We start from the raw sequence: 22,690 nt of genomic DNA, 5'->3' as shown, positions 1-22,690 counted from the left end.
GTGCCAGCGCGGCACGGGCCTGAGATCAGACGCCGCGCCAGCGTTTGAAGATCAGTGAAGTATTAATGCCACCAAAGGCAAAGTTGTTGCTCTGGATATAGTCGGTTTCAATCTCACGCGGCTCACCCATGATGTAATCCAGCTGGCCGCCATCCGCTGCCGGTTGCGTCAGGTTCAGGGTTGGCGCAAACCACCCTTCCCGCATCATCTCAATGCTCATCCAGGCTTCCAGCGCCCCACAGGCACCCAGCGTATGGCCAAAATAGGACTTCAGCGAGGAGATCGGCGTCGTTTCGCCAAACACCGCCGCCGTCGCCAGACTTTCGGCCATATCACCCCGTTCAGTGGCGGTGCCGTGCGCATTTACATAACCAACGTCTGCGGCCGTGATACCGGCGCTTTGCAACGCCCGCTCGATGCAGATCTGCATGGTTTCCCGCTGCGGCTGAGTAATATGGGCGGCATCGCAGTTGGTATGGAAACCGGTGAGCTCTGCGTAGATCGTTGCACCGCGTGCCAGGGCATGTTCCAGCGACTCAAGGATCAGCGTGCCCGCCCCTTCGCCAATCACCAGACCATCGCGCTGCTGATCAAAGGGTGCAGGCGTGGTGTGCGGCGCGTCATTACGCTGGCTGGTGGCAAACAGGGTGTCAAACACCGCGGCTTCCGACGGACAGAGCTCTTCTGCGCCGCCAGCCACCATCACCGTCTGATACCCGTGACGAATCGCTTCCCAGGCATAGCCAATCGCCTGGCTGCCAGAGGTACAGGCGCTGGAGGTCGGGATCACCCGGCCGCGCAGGCCGAAAAAGAGTCCGGCATTGACGGCCGTGGTATGCGGCATCATCTGCACATAGGTGGTGCCGGTGATATTGTTGGTGTGCTTTTCGGTCAGCATGGTGGCGAACTCGCTGACCGGCCCGGTGCTGCCGGTGGAAGAACCGTAGGCGATACCCGTTTCTCCGCTGGTCAGCACCGGATGGTCAACCAGGCCCGCCTGGGTCAGCGCCAGCTCGGTCGCGCGCGTTGCCAGCAGCGAAACGCGGCCCATGGCGCGGATGCGCTTGCGGGTGTAGTGCGCCGGCAGCACAAAGTCATCCACCGGTGCGCCGAGCAGCGTATGCAGCCCGTCGTAGATCTGCCACTCCGGCATAAAGCGCACCGCATTGCGGCCCGCACGGATCCGTGCCGAAACCTCAGCCCAGGACTCACCAAAGGCGGTTACGCCGCCCATGCCGGTTACGACTACCCGCTGGATCACAGCATGCCTCCGTTAATAGAAATGACCTGACGCGTCACGTAGCCTGCGATATCGGACATCAGATAGCTCGCCAGTCCGGCGACCTCTTCAGCCGCGCCCATGCGCTTCATCGGCACGATCTTCATCGCTTCCTCAATCACCTGAGGTTCCAGCCCCTCCATACCGGTATCAATCAGGCCTGGCGCAATGCAGTTAACGGTGATTTTGCGTTTCGCCAGCTCAATCGCCAGCGCCTTAGTGGCACCAATAATGCCCGCTTTCGCCGCGCTGTAGTTCACCTGACCGCGATTACCCATTATCCCCGACACCGACGAGAGCGTGATAATGCGGCCGCCGCGCCGCAGACCGATCATCGGCATCACGCAGGGCTGGATCACATTGTAAAAACTGTCGAGATTGGTGTGGATGACGCTGTCCCACTCCTGATCCGTCAGGGCGGGAAACGCCGCATCGCGGGTGATACCGGCGTTGCTCACCACACCATAATAGGCGCCATATTGCTCAATATCCGCCTCCAGCGCAGCGCGGGTTGCCGCCCGATCGGCCACATCAAATCCCAGCATACGGCCGCTGCCGCCTGCGGTTTCGATCTGCTGCAGGCACTGCTCAGCGCCTGCGCGGTCACGGTTGAAGTGGACGATAACCTGATAGCCATCCTGGGCGAGACGCAACGCAATCGCGCGGCCAATCCCTTTACTGGCGCCCGTCACTAATACCGAATCTGTCATGGCTGATTTCCTTGTGACATCAATTGCTGTAATTCTGCTTCATTGGGTTGATACGTATTCAGACGACCGCTGGCAAGCCGCTGGGTGCCGTAATGAATGTCGCCCTCAAAGCTGCCCATGCGGTCATCGCGCATCAGCAGCGTCATTGTGATATCCAGCGTAATACTGGCGGGAAAGAGCGATCGCTCTGCCCGCCAGCCGCGTCCGCCCAGCAGCATGCCGGGCGGGATAAGGGTGGCGCCGCCCTGCTTTGCATGCCAGCCCGACCAGACGCCCACGGTTTGCGCCATCATCTCCACGCCAAACCAGGCGGGCAGTTCACCCTGAGGCGTCAGAAACGGTGTCAGTACGCCACCGGCGCAGGTTGACACCTGACAGTGGACCTGCTCATCATCAACGGCGATCAGCTGATCAAGCAGCAGCATCGGCGCAGCATGCGGCAGCCAGCGTGCCGCGGGAGAATTAATAACCATGTTGGCGTCCCAGAATCAGACAGGTGTTGTTGCCGCCAAAGGCGAAGGAGTTAGAAGCGATGACAGGCCGTTGCAACGCCTGTGGCTGTAATAACAATCCGCAATCCGGCAGCATCTCATCCGGCGCCATCTCACTGAAATCCTGCGCGGGCAGCGGCAGATTGTTTTGCAGGATCAGCGCACTGAGGGCGGCTTCACACACTCCCGCCGCGCCGAGCGTATGGCCGGTCAGATGTTTGGTCGAGCTGCACGGCACCGCATTGCCAAACAGGCGCTGAATCACGGCGGCTTCCATCTGGTCGTTAAGCGGCGTCGCGGTGCCGTGCAGATTGATATAACCCACCTGCTCTGGCAACAAATTCGCCTGTTGCAGCGCCATACGCATCGCCCGTTCAGCGCCCTCGCCCTGCGGATGGGGAGCAGACATGTGCCAGGCGTCAGACGATTCGCCAGCTCCCAGTAGCGCCAGCGGCTGCGGTTCCCGCGTCAGCAGCATCAGTGCGGCCCCTTCGCCAATCGAGATGCCGTCGCGATCGCGGCTGAAAGGGGCGCAGCGACGTTCAGAGAGCGACTCCAGGCTGTCGAATCCGTTGATCGGCATCCGGCTCAGCGAGTCCGCACCGCCCACCAGCGCCACATCCACCAGCCCCGCCGCGATCAGCCGCTCACCACTGATAATGGCGCGGGCGCTGGAGGAGCAGGCGGTTGAAATGGTATAGGCCGGGCCATCCAGACGCAGATAGTGAGCCAGGAAACGGGAGGGATCGCCCAGCTCCTGCATCTGATAGTGATAACCGGACTGACTGCCGCCAATCTGCTGATCGCCCTCATCCACGCCCGAGGTGCTGGTTCCCAGCACAACTGCCACTCTGCTGGCACCATAGTGCGCAATCGCCGCGTCGAGCGCCGGACGGATTTGCGCCAGCGCGGCCAGCAGCAGCTGGTTATTACGGGTGTTATGCGCGCTCAGGGCAGCAGGAATCGATGGCAAATCGCCTTCAACCCTGCCAAGCCAGCAGGCGCGGTCGCCGCTCAGCCAGCCATAACGCAGCTGCATGCCGGGTGCCTCACCCCTGGTAAGGCTGGCCGCAATCTGCTGAGTGTTGTTCCCCAGGGCATTCAGCATGCCGATGGCAGAGATGTAAATCATGAGCCGTCCAGATGTTGAATGCGGATCTGATAGCCAAACGCATGCTGCTGAATGCTGATGGGCTGGCGCTGATTACCGCGTTGCAGATAATCGATTTCGGTAACCAGCTTATTATCGGCATCGATCAGCCGTCGCTTTAACCCCTGATCCTGCAACGTCCAGCCTGGCGGCAGCTGTTTTTGCCACAGATCCCGTGGCCAGTAGCTGAGCATAATATCCGCCAGCACCTGACTGGCAGGCGGCATCTGCGGCAGCGGCATCAGCTGCTGGGTGTGAATACCGCTGGCATCGTAGCGCAGGCTGAACAGGCGAATACCCACCGAGGAGAGTCCGGCCAGATCAATTTGCTGTTCATCGGCGCTGAGCAGCACCAGCAGTGACTGACTCTGGCCTTTCACCTGTCCGGTCAGCAACTGCTGCTGCTGGAAGGCGGGACGGATGCCCGGCGGTGGCAGCGTCACCTTCACGCCCGGTTTCAGCCAGGCGGTGGGACGGCTGCTGTCGGGTGCAGGTCCGGCACAGGCGCTGAGCAGCAGAGCCGTCAGCAGAATAAGAGCGGCGCGGATCATCGTTTACTCCTTGATCGGGTGGGTCGCATCGCCAGCGGCGACAGCAGGAAAGCGCTGAAGATGCCGCTGCATAACACTGTGCCAAAACTGGCAATCGCGCTGGTGCTGCTGAATACCAGCATACCCAGCGTCAGTAAGGTGGTAATCATCGCCAGCGACACCGCCAGCAACGAGGTCAGCGGCGTACCCTGCGGGTTGCTGAAAAAGAGCGTGTAATTAATGCCGATGCCCAGCACCAGAATCAGTGCCAGCAGGGCAAACAGATTCAGCGACGCGCCGATCCAGCCCAGCGTTGCCAGCGCCATCGCCAGCGACAGCACTGACGGCAGCGCGCTGCGTAAGCCCGCCTTTAACCCCAGTCGCAGGACAAAACTCAGGGTGATCAGCAGCAGCGCCAGCGCCAGTAACCCGCTCAGCAGGGTGCGCCAGAAGCTGAACAGCGAATCGTAACCTGATTTGCGGTCAATCCAGCTGACGCCCGGATGCTGTTTGGTCAGCTCCGCGAGTGCAGCGCTGTTTTTTACGCCGCTGGTGGGGATCAAAACACCGCTGCGCCCGTCTGGCAGCGTCAGCCACAGCAATCGCCAGCCTTCACTCAGCGGACTCGACAGCCACGCCTCTGGCGTTACCGGCATCGGGGTCAGATCCGGTGCCGGCAGCGTGATACCCGCCTGCTGCAGGCGGGCCGTAATATCCGGTACTGCCTGTTTCAACAGCTGAAGATCCCGCTGTTGCTGCGCCAGCGACGTCAGCGGCAGCAGACGATAGTGCTGCAGCCAGCCCTGCTGCTGCGCCTGGTGCAGATCCGGTGCCAGTTTTTCCAGCCGCTGCAGCGTCTGCTGCGCGTCATCGCCCCAGACCACAAACCAGGTCTGATCGGCGCGCTGTCCGGTCAGGGTTGCCAGCTGGCGATCCTGCTCCAGCAGATGCGCAGGCGCACTTTGCAGATGGGCGATGTCATCATCCACCTTTAACTGGGCGATACCGGCCAGCGCGAAGATCGCCATCGCCACCGGTAATCCGACGCGCAGCCCGCGCTGGCGACGCCAGGCGGCAAGCCAGCGCGCCAGAGGCACCATCAGCGGCACCGGACGCACCGGTAATCCGCGTACCAGCCACGGATAGATCAGAATCACCGTCAGACAGGAGGCCGTTAATCCGCTGGCGGCAAACACCGCCAGCTGCCGCAGCCCCGGGAACGGTGCCAGCAGCATCAGCAGCCAGGCGATGGCGGTAGTCCCGAGCGCCAGCAGCAGCGTGCCGCGGACTTTTCGCAGACTCTGCCACGGCGTCTGCTGATCGCCGTGCACCATGCGCTCGGTGAGGTAATAGAGCGTGTAATCCGCAGAGATGCCGACAATACTCAGGCTCATCACCAGCGTCATCAGATGCAGTTCACCGAAGCAAAGCAGCGTCATCACCGTGCCCGCCATCGCGCCGATGGCCACGGACGTGACCGTCAGCAACAGCGGGCGCAGTGAGCGGAAGACCAGCAGCACCAGCAGGACGACGCCACCCAGCGTCACACTGCCCAGCGTTTTAACGTCATGCTGCGCACGCTGGCTGGCGTTGTCGCTGAACAGCACCGTGCCACGCGTCAGCAGTTTCGCCTGCGGCCAGCGGCTTTTAAGCTGTTGCTCCAGCGCGCTGAGTCGGGTAACCAGCGCATGACTTTGCTGCATACTGAAGGCGTTGTTCGCCAGTTCGCCATGCAGAAAATACCACTGCTGACCCTGTGCATCTTTTACTGTCAGCCAGCCATCATGCAGCGTCATGCGCCCGGCGTTTTGTGCCAGCGCCAGCTGCGAACCCCGCACCAGCATCAGGGGATCGCCCTGCAACTCTTTGCTGCTGACGCCAGAGAAGGCCGAAAAGAGCTGCGCCAGCAGCCAGTCAGCCTGCGCCTCGCCGCCGTTCTGCAAGCGGTCGCGCGTCACCTCATCGATCAGGCCGTTACGGTGTTGCCAGGCAAAGCGGCCCCACTGCTGCTGCTGTTGCCCGTCGAGATCACCCTGCACCTGTTTCAGGTCAGGCAGCGCGCGCAGCTGGGCCAGCCACCAGGCGGCGACCTGGGGATCGTCCTGCTCACCGGGTGAAACCAGCCACACCAGCTGGCGATCCAGCCGCTGCATAAAGCCCTGCTGCAGCGCAGGCGGTGCCGCCCCCAGATTCTGCTGCGGCAGCAGCGCCAGCACGCTGCTGTTGAGCTGACTGCGCGGCAGCAAAAAAGAGAGCGCAGCCGCCAGCAGCAGACAGAGGGCCAGCCACAGGAGGGCCAGCAGCCGATCGTTACGGCCCGGCAAAACGCGCCTGCTCCTCGTCGCTTAACTGCGGCGGTTCAATTCGGGTGTTGCTGAGCTCTATTTGCGTTTTATCGCCCTGCTTATCATCCAGATTGATACTGTCCAGGAAGGCGCTGCCCGCCAGCGAGATACGGTTGAAGATTTTGTTGAGCGGCGCTGCTTTGGGCGTCAGCTCCAGCGTCCAGGCTCCGTTGCCGCGATCGCTGAAGGCCACGCTGAAGTTCTCGTTCAGCACTTTCTGGTCGGCCTGGAACAGCGCCCGCAAGAGATGGTTGAACTGAAACATCTGCGGGTTGCTGTCGGCGGTGATCACCTGAGGCTTCTGGCCGCTAAGGCTCTGCACCATGCGTTTATCATCCAGCAGCAGCGTCATCACAAAGGGTGTCTGCTGATGCCACCATAAGCCCTGCTCGCGAGCGATCAGCATCTGCCCGTGCGAGACCAGCGGCTGACGCATGCCGGAAATGGTGCGCGTCTGGATAAAGTCTGCCCGAATCACAGGCTGGCTGGCAAAACGCTGCTGCAGCTGATCCAGCGTGACCGCGCTGGCGGCACTGGCCCACAGCAGCAGGCTGGTAAGCACAATTTTCAGCATCCTTTCACTCCTAAACGTTCCAGTAAAATATCGGGTGAAACAAAGCACAACGCCTGACTCTCCTGCTCCACCGCCACCTGCAGAGTATGCGCTTTGGTGGTGATCTGGCCGGCAGCATTTCGCACTTCATAGTCGATGCGCAGACGGTTCTCATATTCCGTAATCCGGGCGCTGACGCGAATCGTCTCTTCGCAGCGCAGTGGCTGGCGGTATTTGACCCGGGTATCGACCACCGGCCAGACGTAGCCGCTGGCGGCCATCTCGCCATAGCTGTAGTTAATGCTGCGCAGCAGGGCTTCACGCGCCACTTCGAAAAAGCGGAAATAGTTGCCGTGCCAGACCACGCCCATGGGATCGCAGTCGTGGAATGAGACGGTCAGCACGACTTCAGCATGATGTTCAGTCATGGTCAGACTCCTTGTGGTGCGCCTGTTGATCAGGCAGCGTCCAGAAATCGAAAAAGTTAAACCAGTCGAGCGGCGCCAGCAGTGCGTAATGGGCCAGCCGCGCTGCGTAACGATCGACCGCCTGTTGCAGTGCCCGCTGACGTTGCGCACGCGGCAGCAGCAGCGGATCGGCGAAGGGCTCACAGTGAATACGCAGTTTACCCTGTTGCTGCAGGGCGAACATCAGCAGCACCGGACAGCGCAACGCGGCCGCCAGTACAAACGGCCCCTGTGGAAAGGGCGCGGCGCGGCCCAGAAAGTCGCTCCAGATCACCCGCCGCTCGCCGCCGCGCTGCGGATTGACCGCGGTGCGATCCCCGACAATCGCCACCCATTCGCCCGCATCCAGCTTCTGTTGCAGCAGGATAGCGGTCTCCGGCCCGATATCGCTCACCGGCATCAGATTCACCCCCGCCTGCGGGGCGATGGTTTCCAGCACCGCCCGAAAACGCCGGGCGTTGTCGGTAAACACCAGCGCATTAATCACCAGCCCGCTGACCTGCTGCGCCATCGCGCGACAGGCTTCAATGTCACCAAGATGGGAAGCGAGAATCAGCTTGCCCTGCGGCGTGGGTGTGCGGATCACCGCTTCTGCGCCTGGCGCAAAATCGATATCACGTCCCCAGCGCAGATCGCCGCGCCAGCTGGCCACTTTATCCAGCATTGCCCCGGCGAACCGCAGGAAATGGCGGTAGCTGTTAAGCCGTGGCGGTAACGCAATCTGCTGCTGCTGCGCGGCGGTAGTGACCTGCGCCAGCCACTGCCGGGAAGCGCGTCGCGCGCGCTGACCGCTCAGCCAGTAGACCGCCACTACCGGCCAGAGTAGCAGCGTAAAGGGCAGCCGCCCGCCGTAGCGATAGACCGCCAGCATAAAACGTAATCCCCACTGTCCGCGCCGCTCCGTTTCCGCAGACCAGTGCGTCGGCGGTTTACGCATCGCCAGCAGACGAGGAATGCGCGGCAGCATGCCGAAAAACAGCCGGGTATGCATCCAGGAGATGCGCAGGTTGTCGTAGAGCGCATCGAAGTGTGACAGCCCGCTGGCCGGATAGGTGACGCGGGTCGGGATAAAGCGACTGCGGGTTCCCTGCCAGTAGAGCCGCACCATGATCTCGGTATCAAAATCCATGCGCTGACCGATGGCCCGGCGATCGCACAGCGCCAGCGTCGCGGCCAGGGGATAGACGCGGAAGCCGCACATGCTGTCGCGGATCGACAGCGACAGCGTTTCAATCCAGACCCAGAAGTGGGTGATGTAGCGACCATAAAGGCGTGATTTGGGGATCGAGTCGTCATAGAGCGGCTGACCGGAGATCAGCGCGTCGGGATAACGCTCCGCTTCCGCCAGCATCAGCGGCAGATCTTCCGCCTGATGCTGGCCGTCCGCGTCAAGCTGCACCGCATGGGTGAAGCCGCGTGCCGCCGCGGCCCGCAGTCCGTAGATCACCGCCGCGCCTTTACCCTGATTGCTGTCGAGTCGCAGCAGGCTGAGCTGCGGGGCGTGCAGCGTCGCCAGCTGAAGCTGTGTGGCCGCATCGCTGCCATCATCCACCACGATTACCGGCAGATTAAAGGGTGCCAGCCGTGCCAGCACTGACGCCATCATCGCGCCGTGGTTGTAGCAGGGGATCACCACGCAGGGTGAAAACGGGGCGCTTAACACAGCGCGATCTTCCCGCTGCTGGCGATCTGCTCGCCGTCGTTCTTCAGCAGGCTGTAACGGAAACTCAGGCGGGATTTTTCAGCGTCCCAGTCCAGATGCAGTTGCAATAGCGAGTCGGGTAATACCGGCTGCTGAAATTTAATGTTATCAACGGCGGCAAACTGTTTACCGGGCGCAAGCAGTGATACGCCGTAGTGCATCACCCAGTCCAGCTGAGCCACACCCGGCAGAATGGGCAGATGCGGAAAGTGGCCCTGAAACCAGAAGAGTCCGGCATCTATCTGCAGGGTCAGCGTGACGCTGTCAGCCCGCAGCTCCCGGCTGCGTTCAATCGGCAACATGAAAAAGTTCCTCTATTTGCGGCCAGGCGCGTTTGCTTTGGGTGGTCACCGGAATAGTGGCCACAATCCGCCAGTAGCGCGGCATCGCCAGCGGTTCCAGCCAGCGCTGCAGCTGGCGTTTCCACTGCTGCCTGCGCTGATGCAGAGCCGCCTCATCCAGTGCGCTGTTCAGCGCCAGCACGACGCCAATCGCCTGACGCTCATGACGCGTGACCACCAGCGCTACGGCATCCTCGATTTCCGGCAGGTCGGTCAGACGGCGCTCTATCTCGCTTAATGAGATGCGCTTGTCACCGATTTTTACGATGCGATCGTGGCGTCCTGCCAGCTGAAATCCGCCGTCCGGCTGCATAGTCAGTCGATCGTCGAGCTGCAGCCCGCTGTCACCGGCAATCAGCGGCGACCAGACCTGCCAGCGATCGGGCGTCACCTGCTCCAGCCTGACCTGCGGGAAGCGGCGCCACGGCGCCTCCGCCCGATCGCACTGACGCCAGGCCAGAATGCCGGTTTCGGTGCTGCCGTAGATTTCACTGACCTGACAGCCAAATCGCTGCCAGACCTGCTCCGCATCAGAGTCGCGCAGTGCGCCACCGGCAGAGACAATCAGTTCACAGGCGGGCGCTTTCAGCGTGCTGTCCAGCCGCGATAAAAAGGCCGGGCTGCTGATAAAGGCATAGCGAACGTCGCGCGGAAGCTGGGCCAGTTGTTCACCGTAAAACAGCGGCTGGGCGGCAAACGGCAGCCTGAGCATCATCGGCAGGAAAAGTCGAAACGATAAACCGTAGAGATGCTGATGGCTGACCGAGGCGATGACCCGGCACCCACGCAACTGTTCGGCCCACAGGCTGCTGAGCCAGCGACTCTCCTGCTCCATCACCGCCAGCGACTTCACTACCTGACGCGGTGCACCGGTGGATCCCGAGGTGAAGAGCACCAGTTCTGCACTCTCCGGCAGCGGCGGCAGCGGCCCCTGCGCTTCTGCGTCGTCCCACGCCAGCAGCGGCAGGCTGACCGCCAGCGGCATGTCGCACAGCACGCCATCCAGCCGATCCTGCCTCTCATCCAGCAGCGCGGCGCGGCAGTGACCCGGCATCACCGGCGTTTTACCGGCATACCAGCATGCCAGCAGCGCCACACAAAAACGGTAACTGTCATCAAAACAGAGCGCCCAGTGGCTGCCCGGTTGTGCTGCCAAGCGCTGGCGGAGCGCCACGACCTGACGATGCATCACGCTGAGCATCAAACGTTGATCGCCGCGCCAGGCAATCTCGCGATCGTCTCCCGTCAGCCAGTCGGCCACCCTCATGCTTTTCGCCTCACGCGCTGACGTACCAGCCATTCAGCACTCATCAACGCTGCGATTAACAGATAACTTATGCCGCCATTCCACAGCGTCCAGAGCCGCAGATCGCCCAGCAAACAGGTATAGAGCGCAATGCTGCCGTTGCCGATAAAAAACAGGCACCAGATTTGGGTGACGCGGCGGGTATAGCGCACTGCCGCAGGGGGAAGCACGGGCTCACGCAGCCGGGCGATGCGTTCCACCAGCGGCATCGCACTCCAGAGTGAGGCGCCAAACACCAGCAGCATCGCCAGATTGACCGCCACCGGATACCACAGCAGCAGATGCTGAGTGCGTAATAGCTGGCTGCTGACACAGAGCAGTGCACCGAGCAGCGCCAGCCAGCCCATGACCGCGCTCATGGCGTTTTGCTGACGACGCAGCTGCAGCCAGCGCAGGCCAAACAGCAGTGCCAGCAGCCAGAAAAGCCCCTGCCAGCGCGGCTGGGTCAGCGCCAGCCAGACCAGCAGTGGCCAGGCCAGTAGCGTAAGCAGATTCAGCAGGCGAAGCGTAGCAGCAGGCACGGCGGGATCAGGCGTCTTCGCGCATCAGTTGTTCCACGGCATCCACCACATCCTGCACGGTGCGCACCGCCCGGAAGGTTTCCGGTTTAATCTTACGGCCGGTACGTTTTTGCAGATGAACCACCATATCGACGGCGTCAATGCTGTCGAGTTCGAGATCTTCATACAGACGTGCCTCGGGATGGATATCCTCAGGCGCAATTTCAAACAGGCTGGTCAGTAGCGAAGCCACTTCCTGATAGATCTGTTCTTTGTTCATCATAAGGTTGTCTCCGCTTTCAGCCGCGCTGTTGGTTGACGAACGCAGCCAGCGTCGCAACAGAGAAAAAGTGCGCGCGCAGGGTTTCACTCTCAGCGGACAGCGCCACGCCGTAGCGATTTTTCACTGCCAGGCCAAGTTCCAGTGCATCAATAGAGTCCAGCCCCAGTCCGTCGCCAAACAGTGCAGCGTCGGTCTCTATATCATCGGGACTGAGATCTTCAAGGTTCAGCGTGTCGATAATCATCTGTTTGATATCGTTAATTAATGAATCCATACCGGTTTTCGTCTTACCTGTTCTGGGGGACCAGCGCCTGCTGTAAATGGCGGGTCAGGCGACGCGCGGCCAGCGGCTGCGCATCGGGATTGCTTTCACAAAACGACTGACTGTCGATTCGCGTTTGTACACGCACGGTAAACAGCGGTTTAACCGGCGGAATCTGATACCAGCGGCTCTGTTTATCAAGCATACGCTGGCTACAGGTGATGTGAACCACACGCAGATCGCATCCGGCGCGCACCGCAATATTGGCTGCCCCGCGCTGCAGAGTCAGTGGATGACCGTAGCGGGTGCGGGTGCCTTCCGGAAAGATCAGGATATTGTCGCCGCGCGCCAGTCGCTGCTGGCTGTCCGGCAACAGCGTCTCCGCTTCACTGTTGATCAGATAGTCCGCGGCGCGGATCACCCCACGCATAAAGGGGTTCTTTTGCAGATCGGCTTTAACCAGACAATCCATCTCTGGCAGTACCGAAGCGATCATCACGTAGTCGATCAGTGATGGATGATTAGCGACAATCAGGCATCCGCGATCCTGTTGCAGCAGCTCTGCGCCTTCAATCCGGTAGTCATAGACCCCGGTCATCCGGCAGAATCGCAGAAAGCAACGGAAGCTAAAGGCGATAGCGCGTCGGGCCAGCAGGCGGCGGCGCAGCGAATCGCGCTGTACCAGCAGCAGCAGGTTGAAGCCAATCAGCGACAGCAGCAGTCCGCCTATGCCAAACAGCGTAAAACTCACCGCCGTCATCACCAGCCGCCAGCAATAGTTCATGCGGCTGCCGGTGTAGTGCGCCGGTTGTGAACAATCAGCCATGATGAATCTCCCAGTGCCATGTCAGGCGTTCGCCCGGCAGGCTGAAGGTGGGCGATTCCGCCAGCCACTGCTGCAGAAAGCGCAGGCTTTGCGGTAACCCTGTTTCTGCCCTCTCCTCTCTGCCAGCACGGCCAGTGCAGTGCAGCTGGTCGCCCGGGCGCAGCAGCAGCGCCACCGCATAGGGAAAGTTCACACGCTGTTCCGGCAGCCACGGCAGATAGTAGTCAGGCACGATGCCGTCGAAATCAACCAGCAGTACCTGCTGATAACCCGCCTGATGCAGCGCGCTGACTTCGATCAATCCCTGCTGAAACGAGTCGACTCCGGCGGCGATTGAGGTGGAGACCAGTGGTGCTTTGGCTGCAATAGTCAGGCTGCCGACCGCCGAATTGTGAACTGACATGGCAAAATCCGTGGGTGACATTGACTGCTGATCGGCCAGCGTAGTGAGGATACGCAGATTACGTTCCAGTTCACCGTGACGACTGGTGAACACGATAGCGTCAACCTGCTGACGCGCGAGCAGCGCCAGCCCACACTCTACCGCCGCACGACTGCCGCCGCTCAGACGACGTGCAGTCATCATCGGTAAAAATTGCGGCTTTGCCATCGCCTCTTTAGGGTCTATGACGATGCCCTGTTGCGCCCAGTGCTGCCAGCCCTCGCCCCCGTGTAATCCCGGAGCCAGAGCCTGCCAGTCGACCAGTGAGTAAGCGAGTCTCATCTCAACACTCTTTTTGTCATATGTGTGGCATCGGCGTTTATCGGGGCGTCATCCCGGCCCTCTGCAAAAAAAGTGCGTCCGGGAAACCCTCTGCCGATTCCGCATCAGGCCTTCACGGTAGAGGGTTACTCAGTGGTTCAGCAATAGCAGCTCATCTGATTTGTCGGCCGGCTGCCGGAGATCTTTATGCTTTGATCGGCTGTCGACACATCATTGCGACAGCGCACGCATTACTGAGCGGCAAGAGCAGAGAGTCGTAACTGAATATCCTGATCGAGATTGGCAATCCAGCGGTTGTAGTTATTGTGGATCTCGCCCTGCTCCGCTTTCAGGTTCTCACTGCTGACATAATCGATGCGGTAGTTCTGGCTGGTATACGTGATGCGAATAGTCGCCACGAAATCACGCTGGGCCAGACGACCATTGATCACGCCAGGCGAAACGGGAGTCATCACCCATTTCCGGCCAATACCCGCTTCGATGATCGCCAGTTTCATCTGGTTGTCGCTGTAACGCTGAGTGAGCGTTTGATTCACGTTATGAATCGGCGCAGTGCGCGCACAGCCGGTTAATAACGCAGCGACCACGGCCAGTGCGAAAATAGTTTTTTATTCATGATGAATCCCTTCTTTTATTTTTATATCAGTAAGTTAAACGGTTAATCCGCCTCGCGCAGGCTAAGCTTTCAGTGCGCTTTTCCGTCTGGCTGGCTTAAAACCCGCGCATGATACCACCGAATGTAAAGACAGGTAAGCAGAAGTATGCATGGGTTTTAGGGGGTTATTTGGGGGATTAAAGCGGGGAATATACGCAGTCGCCGCGACAGCGCAGAGGCCGATCCCTGCCGCAGAAACTCTGGCTGCGGCTGGATCGGTCTGGGGATTACTGTGTGGAGGCGGGTGTCCAGCCACCGCCCAGCGCGCGGTAGAGATCGATCTGCGCCAGCAGCAGGTTATTTTTGACAGTCACCCGATTCAGCTGCGTTGAAAACAGGGTTCTCTGCGCATCCAGTTCATCCAGATAGGAGGCGTAGCCGTTCTGATAGCGATTGCGGGCAATGCGCAGCGCCTCCGTTACATAGGCTTCCTGCTTTTGCAGCTCCTGAAGTTGTGCCTCACGCTGCCTGATAGCGTCTATTGCATCGTTAACTTCCGAGAAGGCGTTGCGCACCACTTTTTCATAGCCATAAAGTGCCTGATTGCGCGTCGCCATTGAGACATCCACCTGCGCCGTCAGCGCTTCACGGTTCAGCAGCGGTGCCAGGATGCTGCCGCCCACGCTCCACAGCCGGAACGGATCATCCGCGAGCTGGTGCAGAACCGAACTCTGCAGAGTGCCGGTCGCGGTGAGGTTAAGCCCAGGCAGCAGCTTAGCGCGCGACGATGCCAGGCTGGCATCTGCGGCCAGTAACTGGCGCTGAGCCTGCACAATATCCGGACGGCGATTGAGCAGCTCGGATGGCAGCAGTGACGGCATCCGCTGCGGTGAAATCTGGTCAAACTGCTGACGACGGGCGATGCTGCGCGGGTTCATACCCACCAGAAGGCTCAGCGCATTCTCCTGCTGGGTGATCTGGTGCTGCAACTGAGGCATCTGCGCTTTGGCCGACTGATATTCCGAGGCGGCCTGCATCCACTCCAGCCTGGAGGTGTAGCCGGTTTCAAACTGACGCTGTGCCAGCTTCAGCGAATTGTTGCGGGTCGCCAGCGTTGCCTCCGTGACCCGTAACTGCTCATCCAGCGCGCACAGGTTGAGATAACCTGACGCCACCGAACTGGCGATGGTCAGCTCGGCGGCAGACGCAGCGGCCTGCTGCGCCGCTAAACTCGCCTGCGATGCGGTGATGCTGCTGCTGCGTGCTCCCCAGAGATCGACCTCGTAGTTCGCCTGTAATAAGCCCTGAAAAATATCGGTTTCATAGGGCTGGCCCGTCACTGACGAGAGGGTACGCTCACGGGTCGCGGCCACACCGGCGCTCAGGGTCGGAAAGTTATCGCCCTGCGTGGCGCGTAGCTGGGCGCGATACTGATCAACCCGGGATCGCGCCGTGAGGATATCGGGGTTATTGCGCAGCGCCTGCGTCACCAGCCGGTTGAGATTTTCATCATGAAAAGCGCGCCACCACTCCGCCTCCGGCGCAGCAGATGGCCCGACACTATTGCGCCAGGCGTCGGGGATCGGCAGAGAGGCCGGTGCCTTTTCAACCTGCGTGGCACAGCTGGTCAGAAGGAGTGCCAGTGCGCTTACCATTAAGCTGCGCCGCATCATGGCGCACCCTCACCAGCGGGTTGTGCGGCGGTGTCGATGTTGACTTCGACCGACATACCCGGGCGTAACTGATGCATATCCTGGTCATTGATGCGGATGCGAACCGGAATGCGCTGCGCAATTTTAACGAAGTTACCGGTGGCGTTGTCGGGCGAAATCGCGCTGAACTCTGAGCCTGCGGCCGGAGAGATAAATTCAACCTGACCCGTAAAGCGTTTGCCATCCAGCGCATCGACCCGAATCGTCACCGGCAGGCCAGGACGAATATTTGCCAGCTGGGTCTCTTTCAGATTCGCGATAATCCATTTGTGATTAGGCACTACCGAGGTCAGGCGCGTACCTGCCGTGACATAGGCGCCGGTGCGCACCGCCAGCTGGCCGAGCTGGCCATCATCGGGCGCGGTAATCCGGGTATTCGCCAGATCGATTTCCGCCAGCTCCAGCGCGGCGCGGGCGCTGTCGACATCGCCTTTCAGCGCGTCACGGTTAACGATGACGGTTTGCAGATTCTGCTGGGCGACGGCGATCTGCGCCGCAGCCTGACGTACCTGCGCCTGCGTCTGGGCGTCTGCGGCCCGGGCGGCATCGCGCTCGCGCACCGACAGGGATCCATCCGCCGTGAGATTTTCGACACGCTTCAGATCGAAGCCGCTTTTCAGCGCCTGTGCTTTGGCATTCTCCAGTGCCGCTTTATTGCTCTGGATGGTCGCTTCTGCGCTGCGACGCTGCTGCAGGTTATTGTTCAGCGCCGCCTGCTTCATCGCCAGCTGCGCCTGCGCCTGATGCACCCGCTGGCGATAGATACGGTCGTCAATCGTCATCAGCAACTGCCCTTTTTTCACCGGCTGCAGATCGATCACTTCGACTGAGGTGAGATAGCCATTAACCTGCGGGCTGATAAAGGTCACCTGACCGCGCACATAGGCATTCTCGGTGCTTTGTATTGCGCTGGTGAAGGGCCAGAGTTGCCAGGCATAAAGAATAACCAGTACACCAATCACCACAATGCCGCTGCCTGCGGCGATAGAAAGAATACGGCGGCGATTCGCGCGTTCGCGTTCCGCCGCCTGAAGCTCATCCTGCTGACTCATTGTTTCTCCGTTGATTCCTGTAATGCGGCCAGCTGTTGCTGCTCACGCAGGTTAAATTGCGCCTGACGCCAGTCAAGATAACGACGACGGGTCAAACGCCAGATCACCCACATCAGGGTGACCAGTGCCAGCGCAGCGGTTAACAGGTAGGTGTCGTTATAAGCGAGCACGTTGGCCTGCAGCGTGGCGATTACCTGTAACTGGCTGGTGCTCTGCGCGCCGCGCAGAACGTCGTCACCCACCAGCGAATTAAACAGCGCATTATACTGACTGAGCCGTTCGGTGACGTTGGGATCGAGCAGTGAGAGCTGATCGCCCAGCAGGCTGGAGTGATATTTTTCCCGCCAGACCTGAAACGTGCCAAGAATAGCCGAGCCGATCAGCCCGCCGAGGTTCTGACTCATGCCAAACAGCACCACAAAGCTCACCAGATTTTTCGGCTGAGTCACCACGCTGCCAATGCCCATCAGCATCGCGGGTGCCATGAAAAAGGCGCTGCTGAAGCCCAGCAGAAACTGACTGAAATACATATTGCTGGCGCGGGTCAGCGGACTGGATTGCGCATCCATCAGCGAGGCGATAATCATCACTACCAGCGAGGTGACAATCGGCCAGTTAAGATGATTGGGCTTGATGGTCAGCGCACTGGCGGCGATGCCCGCAATAACCCCGGCCATGATCGCCAGCGCCAGACCGCGCATCTGATCGTTCTGCAAGCCAATCTGCTGCAGAAAGCCGATTGCACCGGTGTTCTGTTCCGCCAGTACGATACGGATCATGATCATCACAATGCCAAGCCGCACCATCATGCCGCTGCTGAGCCAGCGGGTATTGATCAGCGGGTTGCGCCGGTTATGCTCAATGACGATCGCAGCGACAATCAGCGTCAGGGCGATCGCGGTACAGATACCGAGCCACGGCGTGGTAAACCACCACTCAATACGGCCCAGCGTCAGTACGCCGCACAGCAGCGCCATACCGGGTGCCAGCAGGATAAAGGTGACGAAATCCATCTTTTCAAAGGTTTTGATGCGATCGCCCGGTGGCAGTTTCACCAGCAGTACCCCGCCCAGCGCAATCAGCGCCAGACCGAGTTCAAACAGATAGAGACCGCGCCACTCGTTGAGCTGCAGCAATTCCGAAGAGAATAAGCGGGCCAGCGGGATAGCCAGTTGCGATACCGTCAGGCCAATCACCAGCGCTTTCAGGCGATGTTTCGCAGGCCAGGCCTGTACCTGATAGTAGATGCCCAGAGAGCTGAGCGCCGCAGCCACCATACCGTGAGCGGTGCGCACAATGATTGCCGAACTGAGATCGTTGGCGAAGAGATGGAAAAACGCCACCAGTACATACAGCACCAGAAACGCCTCGGTAAAGACACGCAGGCCAAACTGCTGGCGGAATTTCACCAGCAGCAGGTTAATAGAGATGTTGCCCATCACATAGACCGCAGGCAGCCAGGCAATCTCATTCGACCAGGCACCAAAAGTCCCCTGCAGGTTGACCAGATTCGCCGTGACCAGCGCGTTACTCAGCGCACCGGTCAGCGAAATAAGTAAACCGATCAGGCCAAACGCCAGGCGTTTTGGCATCGGATGCAGCGGCGTCGAGGGCGATCCCGGCAGCATCGGTTTTTCGTGCGGCAACCACTCGCGTGCAGCGTAGGGATTTCGCTTTGCCACTGCTACATACTTCCCATGCGGCTCAGGAGTTGTTGCAATACGCGCTCGGTCACGGCCAGATCCTGAGGGTCAATATCGGCCAGCATTTCAGTACGGAGTGCGTCAGCCTCGGTTTTCACTTTGGCGAACGCTTCGTTACCCTTATCAGTCAGCACCAGGTGACGCTTACGTCGATCTTCTGGCGGCTGTACCCGCATCAGCAGTGACTGTTTCACCAGCCGATCCACCAGCGGTACCATGCTGGCATCTTCCAGCCCCAGCAGCTGTGCCAGCTCGGTCTGGGTCATGCGTTGCGGCTCACTGGCAATCAGCCCGATGGCCATCCAGCTGCTCATGCTTAAGCCGCTATCTTTAAGGTGACGATCCACCGCCAGGCGCCAGGCATGTGCGGTCAGATGCAATAAGTGGGTAAAGGTACGCGTGTGCTGAGACAAATGTTAGCAGCCTAATAGTAAGAGTTCTAATTGAGTGATGGCGTTATTATACGCAAAGCGAAACGCCAATGAAAAGCGTCCGGTCTGTTAAAAATTAGTGGATCGCGGCAGAATGTCCAGAGGCCGCAACCGGGAGCCGGATAACATGAAACAGGCATCAGCAAACTGGGTCGATCTGCGCCGTGACGCCGTCAGCGGTATTGAGGCGCTACGCGCCCATTTTACCGGACACGCCTATGATCCTCACTGGCACGACAGTTATCTGATTGGCGTGACCGAGCAAGGTGTACAGCAGTTTCATTCACGGCGCAAACAGCATCAGAGCCGACCAGGCACGGTCTTTATGCTGGAGCCGGAGGAGCTGCATGATGGTGATGCCATCAACGAAAGCGGTTTTACCTACCGGATGCTCTATCTTTCACCGCAGCAGATTGCGCAGCACCTGGCTCCGATGCTGGCTGATAAACCCTCACTGCGTGAGCTACGTTTTGCCGCCACGCTGCGCGACGAGCGTCCACTGGCTTATGCCGTCTGGCATGCGTTTGATGCGCTGTGGCACAACCATCCCGCCATCATCAAAGAGGCGGCGCTGGACCGGATGTTTGGTCAGCTCATCCCGCACCGGCAGTGGTCACAGCCCGCTCAGCCCCCGGATAAAGATGCGCGGCTGGCGCTGCAGGCGCGTGACTGGCTGATTGCCCATCATGCGGATAATCCCGGTCTGGAGCAGATGGCGCAGCATCTGCAGGTAGATCGCTTCCGGTTATCGCGTCTGTTCCAGGCTCACTGGGGTTTACCGCCCCACGCCTGGCTGGTGCAGTGGCGGCTGAGCCAGGCGCGTCGTCAGCTGGCGCAGGGCCAGCCCGTCGCCGATGTGGCAGCTGCGCTGGGTTTCGCCGATCAGAGTCACCTGGGCCGCTGGTTCAAACGCGCCTGCCAGCTTACCCCTTCCCGTTATCAGCACGCCTGCACAAATCTTCCAGACCTGGGTTAAGCCACTTGCCACAATGCGTTTTTTTAGTCAGGAGAAGCGCAATGCAAGACCCACGCTGTGTAATGATACTCAATGCCGCTCTGCCGCCTGGCAAAGCCACCAATGCTGCCGCCGTGATGGCATTAACCCTGGGACAGCGACATCCGGCGCTGGTTGGCGACGCCCTGGAGGATGCTGACAGGCGCCCTTCTCCCGGTTTGATCACCACCGGCATTCCGGTGCTGGCCGCGACTGACGAGCAGCTCAGTGCATTGCGGGAACAGTGCGAACAGGCTGAATACGATCTGGTGCTGTTTCCGGAAGAGGGTCAGACCACCACCGATTATCAGGCGCTGAGCGCCGTCCTGCGACAGCAACTGCGTCAGCAGTGGCGCCTGCTGGGCGTCGCCATCGTCGGCGATAAAAAAGCCCTGCGAAAGCTGACGGCAAAACTGGCGCTATTCAGCTAATCTTTTTGCGGGAAGCTGGTCATGGCTTCCTGTTTTTCCCCTCCTGCCCCTCGACCCCGCCGTTTGTACAGGTTACTTGTACAGCTTTCGTTTCGGAATAGTCCTTATAAGCTGCTGATAAATGTCAAATAGCACACTTTGTTAAAGAATCCGATTGTACAGATTGGGCTTCATTGTATAAGTTTACTGCCACGAGTTGTCATGCGACTCTGTAACGAATGATGCACTTGCGTCGCCTCTGAAGGTGTCAGTGGATTTCCACCTTCAGAGGTTATTTTTTCTGTTCAATTTGTGACACTGGTACCATCGCATCTGTCCATGCGGTGGTTTTTTTGATCGCTTTTGTCCTGACATCCGAACCGGAATCGGGCTGTTCTGAAGGGCTTACACATGCAATATATTCTTCCCCGGACCAATCAGGAAATTGCTGATTATTTTAATCCTGCCGCCAATAAACCCGCCAGCGAGATGGAGATGCTGGGTATCCTGGTTGCAGAAATTTTGCAGTCAGGCATGCCAGTGAACAATAAAGCGATTATCTCAAAGCTTATTCATCGGCTGGAGCTGGAAAGCGACAGGGAATTGCTGGATATCTACCGACAGCTGCTTGAACTGGTGGTCCATAAAACCCCGGACGATTTTTCACTGTAGCATCGACTCCACGGAGGGAGTCATCCGCCTTTTTCTGGTATCTTCGCCAGTCGCCCGGTACTATCTGCCCCTCACTGTTTATCCTGATCTTCCCGCCCCTCGCGCGGGAGCAAAATAACTAAAGAGCCTGCAATCCTTTATGACTCAAACCAATGATATTGCCGCAACCGACGTTGTGGCGGGCGATATCAGCGTAGGGCGCGTTCTGCGTTCGCCTGCGCTGCTGACCCGCGAATGCCTGGCCGGGGTGATTACCGCGCTGGCGCTGATCCCTGAAGTGATCTCCTTTTCCGTTATTGCCGGTGTAGACCCTAAAGTCAGCCTCGTCGCCTCCGTGGTGCTCTGCCTGACCCTGTCGATACTGGGCGGACGTCCGGCGATGGTAACAGCGGCTGCGGGTTCAGTGGCGCTGGTTATCGGGCCGATGGTCCATCTGCACGGCGTTGAATATATTCTGCCTGCGGTGGTGATGGGCGGCGTCATTCAGATTCTGTTTGGTGTGGCCGGTCTGGCGCGCATGATGCGTTATATTCCCCGTTCGGTGATGCTGGGATTTGTGAATGCGCTCGGGGTGCTGATTTTCTTTGCTCAGGTGCCGCACGTCTGGGGACAGTCATCACTGGTGTGGATCTTCTTTGCCGTCACACTGGCTATCGTGCTGTTGTTGCCGCGTCTGATAAAAAGTGTTCCTTCACCGCTGGTTGCCATTGTGGTAGTGACTGCCGTCGCGCTGTTAATGGGCTATCGCATGCCGAACGTGGGCGATGAAGGGCCGATGAGTCCCGGTCTGCCCGGTTTTAACAGCCTGCTGGTGCCACTTAACCTGCAGACCCTGCAGATTATCTGGCCCACGGCCCTGAGCATCGCCTTTGTCGGGCTGATGGAGTCACTGCTGACCGCCAAACTGGTCGATGACCTGACCGATACCCCCTCCAGTAAGCGTCGCGAATCCTGGGGCCTGGGCGTGGCGAATATTCTGGCGGGCTTTTATGGCGGTATCGCCGGGTGCGCGATGATAGGTCAGACCATTGTCAATGTTGAGCTGGGCCGGGCGCGCAGCCGGGTCTCCACCGTGGCCGCCGGTCTGGTGCTGCTGTTACTGGTGACCGGACTGAGCCGGATTATGGCGCAAATCCCGATGGTGGTACTGGCCGGGATCATGATGGTAGTGGCCGTGAAAACCGTTAACTGGCATAGCCTGCAACCCGCTACCCTGAAACGTATGCCGTGGTCAGAGACGCTGATTATGGTGCTGACGGTAGCGGTGACTGTCTGGACAGGTAATCTGGCACTGGGCGTTCTGGCTGGGGTAATCCTGGCTATGCTGCTTTTTGCCCGCCGTATTGCGCACGTTATTCATGCGGAGCGTCAGCTGAGCGAAGATGGCGAGTCGGTGCGCTATGTGGTGCGCGGCCCGCTGTTTTTCGCCAGCAGCAACGACCTGTTCGAGCATTTCGATTATGCCCACGACCCTAAAAAGATCACTATCGATTTAACGCATGCGCAGATCTGGGATGCGTCCAGCGTCGCGGCGCTGGATGGCATTGAGTATCGCTATCAGCGTTATGGTGCAGAGGTGACCATTGAGGGGCTGGACCCACGCAGCACGGACTTCCATCAGCGCCTGACCGGTAATTTCGGCTAAAAACGCC

General features: G+C 59.6%; 25 protein-coding genes. 4 read left to right on the top strand and 21 right to left on the bottom strand.

From position 1 onward, the window contains the following. Window positions 1–25: 25 nt before the first annotated feature. From AFL22_RS04995 to AFL22_RS04895, 21 genes are all read right to left on the bottom strand, one after another. Window positions 26–1,261, bottom strand: a complete 1,236-nt coding sequence (locus AFL22_RS04995) for a beta-ketoacyl-ACP synthase (protein ID WP_197276779.1) — start codon at window positions 1,259–1,261, stop codon at window positions 26–28. After that, window positions 1,258–1,989: a 3-ketoacyl-ACP reductase FabG2 gene (locus tag AFL22_RS04990; RefSeq protein WP_052270899.1), complete on the bottom strand. Its 732-nt coding sequence runs from the start codon at window positions 1,987–1,989 to the stop codon at window positions 1,258–1,260. The genes AFL22_RS04995 and AFL22_RS04990 overlap by 4 nt, the downstream gene beginning before the upstream one ends. Further along, entirely contained in the window at window positions 1,986–2,462 is a 477-nt protein-coding gene (locus AFL22_RS04985) for a 3-hydroxy-fatty acyl-ACP dehydratase (RefSeq protein WP_052270898.1), read from the bottom strand. The genes AFL22_RS04990 and AFL22_RS04985 overlap by 4 nt, the downstream gene beginning before the upstream one ends. After that, window positions 2,452–3,612, bottom strand: coding sequence for a beta-ketoacyl-[acyl-carrier-protein] synthase family protein (locus AFL22_RS04980; protein WP_052270897.1), 1,161 nt, complete (start codon window positions 3,610–3,612; stop codon window positions 2,452–2,454). The genes AFL22_RS04985 and AFL22_RS04980 overlap by 11 nt, the downstream gene beginning before the upstream one ends. Beyond that, window positions 3,609–4,181 carry a DUF3261 domain-containing protein gene (locus AFL22_RS04975; RefSeq protein ID WP_033771418.1) on the bottom strand — a complete coding sequence of 191 codons (573 nt, stop codon included), beginning with the start codon at window positions 4,179–4,181 and terminating at the stop codon, window positions 3,609–3,611. The genes AFL22_RS04980 and AFL22_RS04975 overlap by 4 nt, the downstream gene beginning before the upstream one ends. Continuing rightward, window positions 4,178–6,484 carry an MMPL family transporter gene (locus tag AFL22_RS04970; RefSeq protein ID WP_052270896.1) on the bottom strand — a complete coding sequence of 769 codons (2,307 nt, stop codon included), beginning with the start codon at window positions 6,482–6,484 and terminating at the stop codon, window positions 4,178–4,180. Before AFL22_RS04970 ends, AFL22_RS04975 begins: the two co-directional genes overlap by 4 nt. Then, complete coding sequence (locus AFL22_RS04965; RefSeq protein ID WP_052270895.1) at window positions 6,471–7,079, bottom strand: outer membrane lipoprotein carrier protein LolA; 609 nt, start codon at window positions 7,077–7,079, stop codon at window positions 6,471–6,473. Before AFL22_RS04965 ends, AFL22_RS04970 begins: the two co-directional genes overlap by 14 nt. Next, window positions 7,073–7,486, bottom strand: coding sequence for a thioesterase family protein (locus AFL22_RS04960; RefSeq protein WP_010246444.1), 414 nt, complete (start codon window positions 7,484–7,486; stop codon window positions 7,073–7,075). The genes AFL22_RS04965 and AFL22_RS04960 overlap by 7 nt, the downstream gene beginning before the upstream one ends. Further along, window positions 7,479–9,188 carry a glycosyltransferase family 2 protein gene (locus AFL22_RS04955; protein ID WP_052270894.1) on the bottom strand — a complete coding sequence of 570 codons (1,710 nt, stop codon included), beginning with the start codon at window positions 9,186–9,188 and terminating at the stop codon, window positions 7,479–7,481. Before AFL22_RS04955 ends, AFL22_RS04960 begins: the two co-directional genes overlap by 8 nt. Next, a complete protein-coding gene (locus tag AFL22_RS04950; protein WP_033786574.1) occupies window positions 9,182–9,529 on the bottom strand; it encodes a hydroxymyristoyl-ACP dehydratase in 348 nt (115 codons plus the stop codon). Before AFL22_RS04950 ends, AFL22_RS04955 begins: the two co-directional genes overlap by 7 nt. Continuing rightward, a complete protein-coding gene (locus AFL22_RS04945) occupies window positions 9,516–10,835 on the bottom strand; it encodes an AMP-binding protein (RefSeq protein ID WP_082239113.1) in 1,320 nt (439 codons plus the stop codon). The genes AFL22_RS04950 and AFL22_RS04945 overlap by 14 nt, the downstream gene beginning before the upstream one ends. Next, complete coding sequence (locus AFL22_RS04940) at window positions 10,832–11,395, bottom strand: hypothetical protein (RefSeq protein ID WP_052270892.1); 564 nt, start codon at window positions 11,393–11,395, stop codon at window positions 10,832–10,834. Before AFL22_RS04940 ends, AFL22_RS04945 begins: the two co-directional genes overlap by 4 nt. A 7-nt stretch (window positions 11,396–11,402) precedes the next feature. Next, window positions 11,403–11,657, bottom strand: coding sequence for an acyl carrier protein (locus AFL22_RS04935; protein WP_010246453.1), 255 nt, complete (start codon window positions 11,655–11,657; stop codon window positions 11,403–11,405). Between the two features lie 16 nt (window positions 11,658–11,673). Further along, window positions 11,674–11,931 carry a phosphopantetheine-binding protein gene (locus AFL22_RS04930; protein WP_010669816.1) on the bottom strand — a complete coding sequence of 86 codons (258 nt, stop codon included), beginning with the start codon at window positions 11,929–11,931 and terminating at the stop codon, window positions 11,674–11,676. 13 nt (window positions 11,932–11,944) lie between these two features. Continuing rightward, window positions 11,945–12,745, bottom strand: a complete 801-nt coding sequence (locus AFL22_RS04925) for a lysophospholipid acyltransferase family protein (RefSeq protein WP_022625895.1) — start codon at window positions 12,743–12,745, stop codon at window positions 11,945–11,947. Further along, on the bottom strand, window positions 12,738–13,469 hold the full coding sequence (locus AFL22_RS04920; protein ID WP_045140532.1) for a beta-ketoacyl synthase chain length factor: 732 nt from the start codon (window positions 13,467–13,469) through the stop codon (window positions 12,738–12,740). The genes AFL22_RS04925 and AFL22_RS04920 overlap by 8 nt, the downstream gene beginning before the upstream one ends. Window positions 13,470–13,699: 230 nt before the next feature. Further along, window positions 13,700–14,071 (bottom strand): hypothetical protein, encoded by a 372-nt coding sequence (locus tag AFL22_RS04915; RefSeq protein ID WP_052270891.1) that lies wholly within the window; start codon window positions 14,069–14,071, stop codon window positions 13,700–13,702. Window positions 14,072–14,351: 280 nt separating this feature from the next. Further along, entirely contained in the window at window positions 14,352–15,734 is a 1,383-nt protein-coding gene (locus AFL22_RS04910; protein ID WP_033767368.1) for an efflux transporter outer membrane subunit, read from the bottom strand. Beyond that, window positions 15,734–16,828, bottom strand: a complete 1,095-nt coding sequence (locus AFL22_RS04905; RefSeq protein WP_052270890.1) for an HlyD family secretion protein — start codon at window positions 16,826–16,828, stop codon at window positions 15,734–15,736. Before AFL22_RS04905 ends, AFL22_RS04910 begins: the two co-directional genes overlap by 1 nt. Then, window positions 16,825–18,510, bottom strand: a complete 1,686-nt coding sequence (locus AFL22_RS04900) for an MFS transporter (RefSeq protein WP_029518976.1) — start codon at window positions 18,508–18,510, stop codon at window positions 16,825–16,827. Before AFL22_RS04900 ends, AFL22_RS04905 begins: the two co-directional genes overlap by 4 nt. A 2-nt stretch (window positions 18,511–18,512) precedes the next feature. After that, the gene (locus AFL22_RS04895) at window positions 18,513–18,944 is read right to left on the bottom strand and encodes a MarR family transcriptional regulator (protein ID WP_010669811.1); all 432 of its coding nucleotides are present in this window, start codon (window positions 18,942–18,944) and stop codon (window positions 18,513–18,515) included. 145 nt (window positions 18,945–19,089) lie between these two features. Here AFL22_RS04895 and AFL22_RS04890 point away from each other — a divergent pair, with 145 nt between their 5' ends. The 4 genes from AFL22_RS04890 to AFL22_RS04875 all read left to right on the top strand — a co-directional run bounded on the left by AFL22_RS04890 (window position 19,090) and on the right by AFL22_RS04875 (window position 22,683). Next, complete coding sequence (locus AFL22_RS04890) at window positions 19,090–19,938, top strand: AraC family transcriptional regulator (RefSeq protein WP_052270889.1); 849 nt, start codon at window positions 19,090–19,092, stop codon at window positions 19,936–19,938. A gap of 41 nt (window positions 19,939–19,979) precedes the next feature. Further along, window positions 19,980–20,387 carry a DUF2000 domain-containing protein gene (locus AFL22_RS04885; protein ID WP_033786587.1) on the top strand — a complete coding sequence of 136 codons (408 nt, stop codon included), beginning with the start codon at window positions 19,980–19,982 and terminating at the stop codon, window positions 20,385–20,387. 390 nt (window positions 20,388–20,777) lie between these two features. Continuing rightward, window positions 20,778–21,038, top strand: coding sequence for a biofilm/acid-resistance regulator YmgB/AriR (locus tag AFL22_RS04880; RefSeq protein WP_010246474.1), 261 nt, complete (start codon window positions 20,778–20,780; stop codon window positions 21,036–21,038). Window positions 21,039–21,177: 139 nt separating this feature from the next. Then, the gene (locus AFL22_RS04875) at window positions 21,178–22,683 is read left to right on the top strand and encodes a SulP family inorganic anion transporter (RefSeq protein WP_010246475.1); all 1,506 of its coding nucleotides are present in this window, start codon (window positions 21,178–21,180) and stop codon (window positions 22,681–22,683) included. Window positions 22,684–22,690: the final 7 nt, after the last annotated feature.

It is taken from the genome of Pantoea sp. CFSAN033090 (genome assembly GCF_001264395.1).
Taxonomy (GTDB): Bacteria; Pseudomonadota; Gammaproteobacteria; order Enterobacterales; family Enterobacteriaceae; genus Pantoea; species Pantoea agglomerans.
Note: the sequence above shows the minus strand (reverse complement) of the source record. Positions and strands in the feature narration are given on the sequence as shown.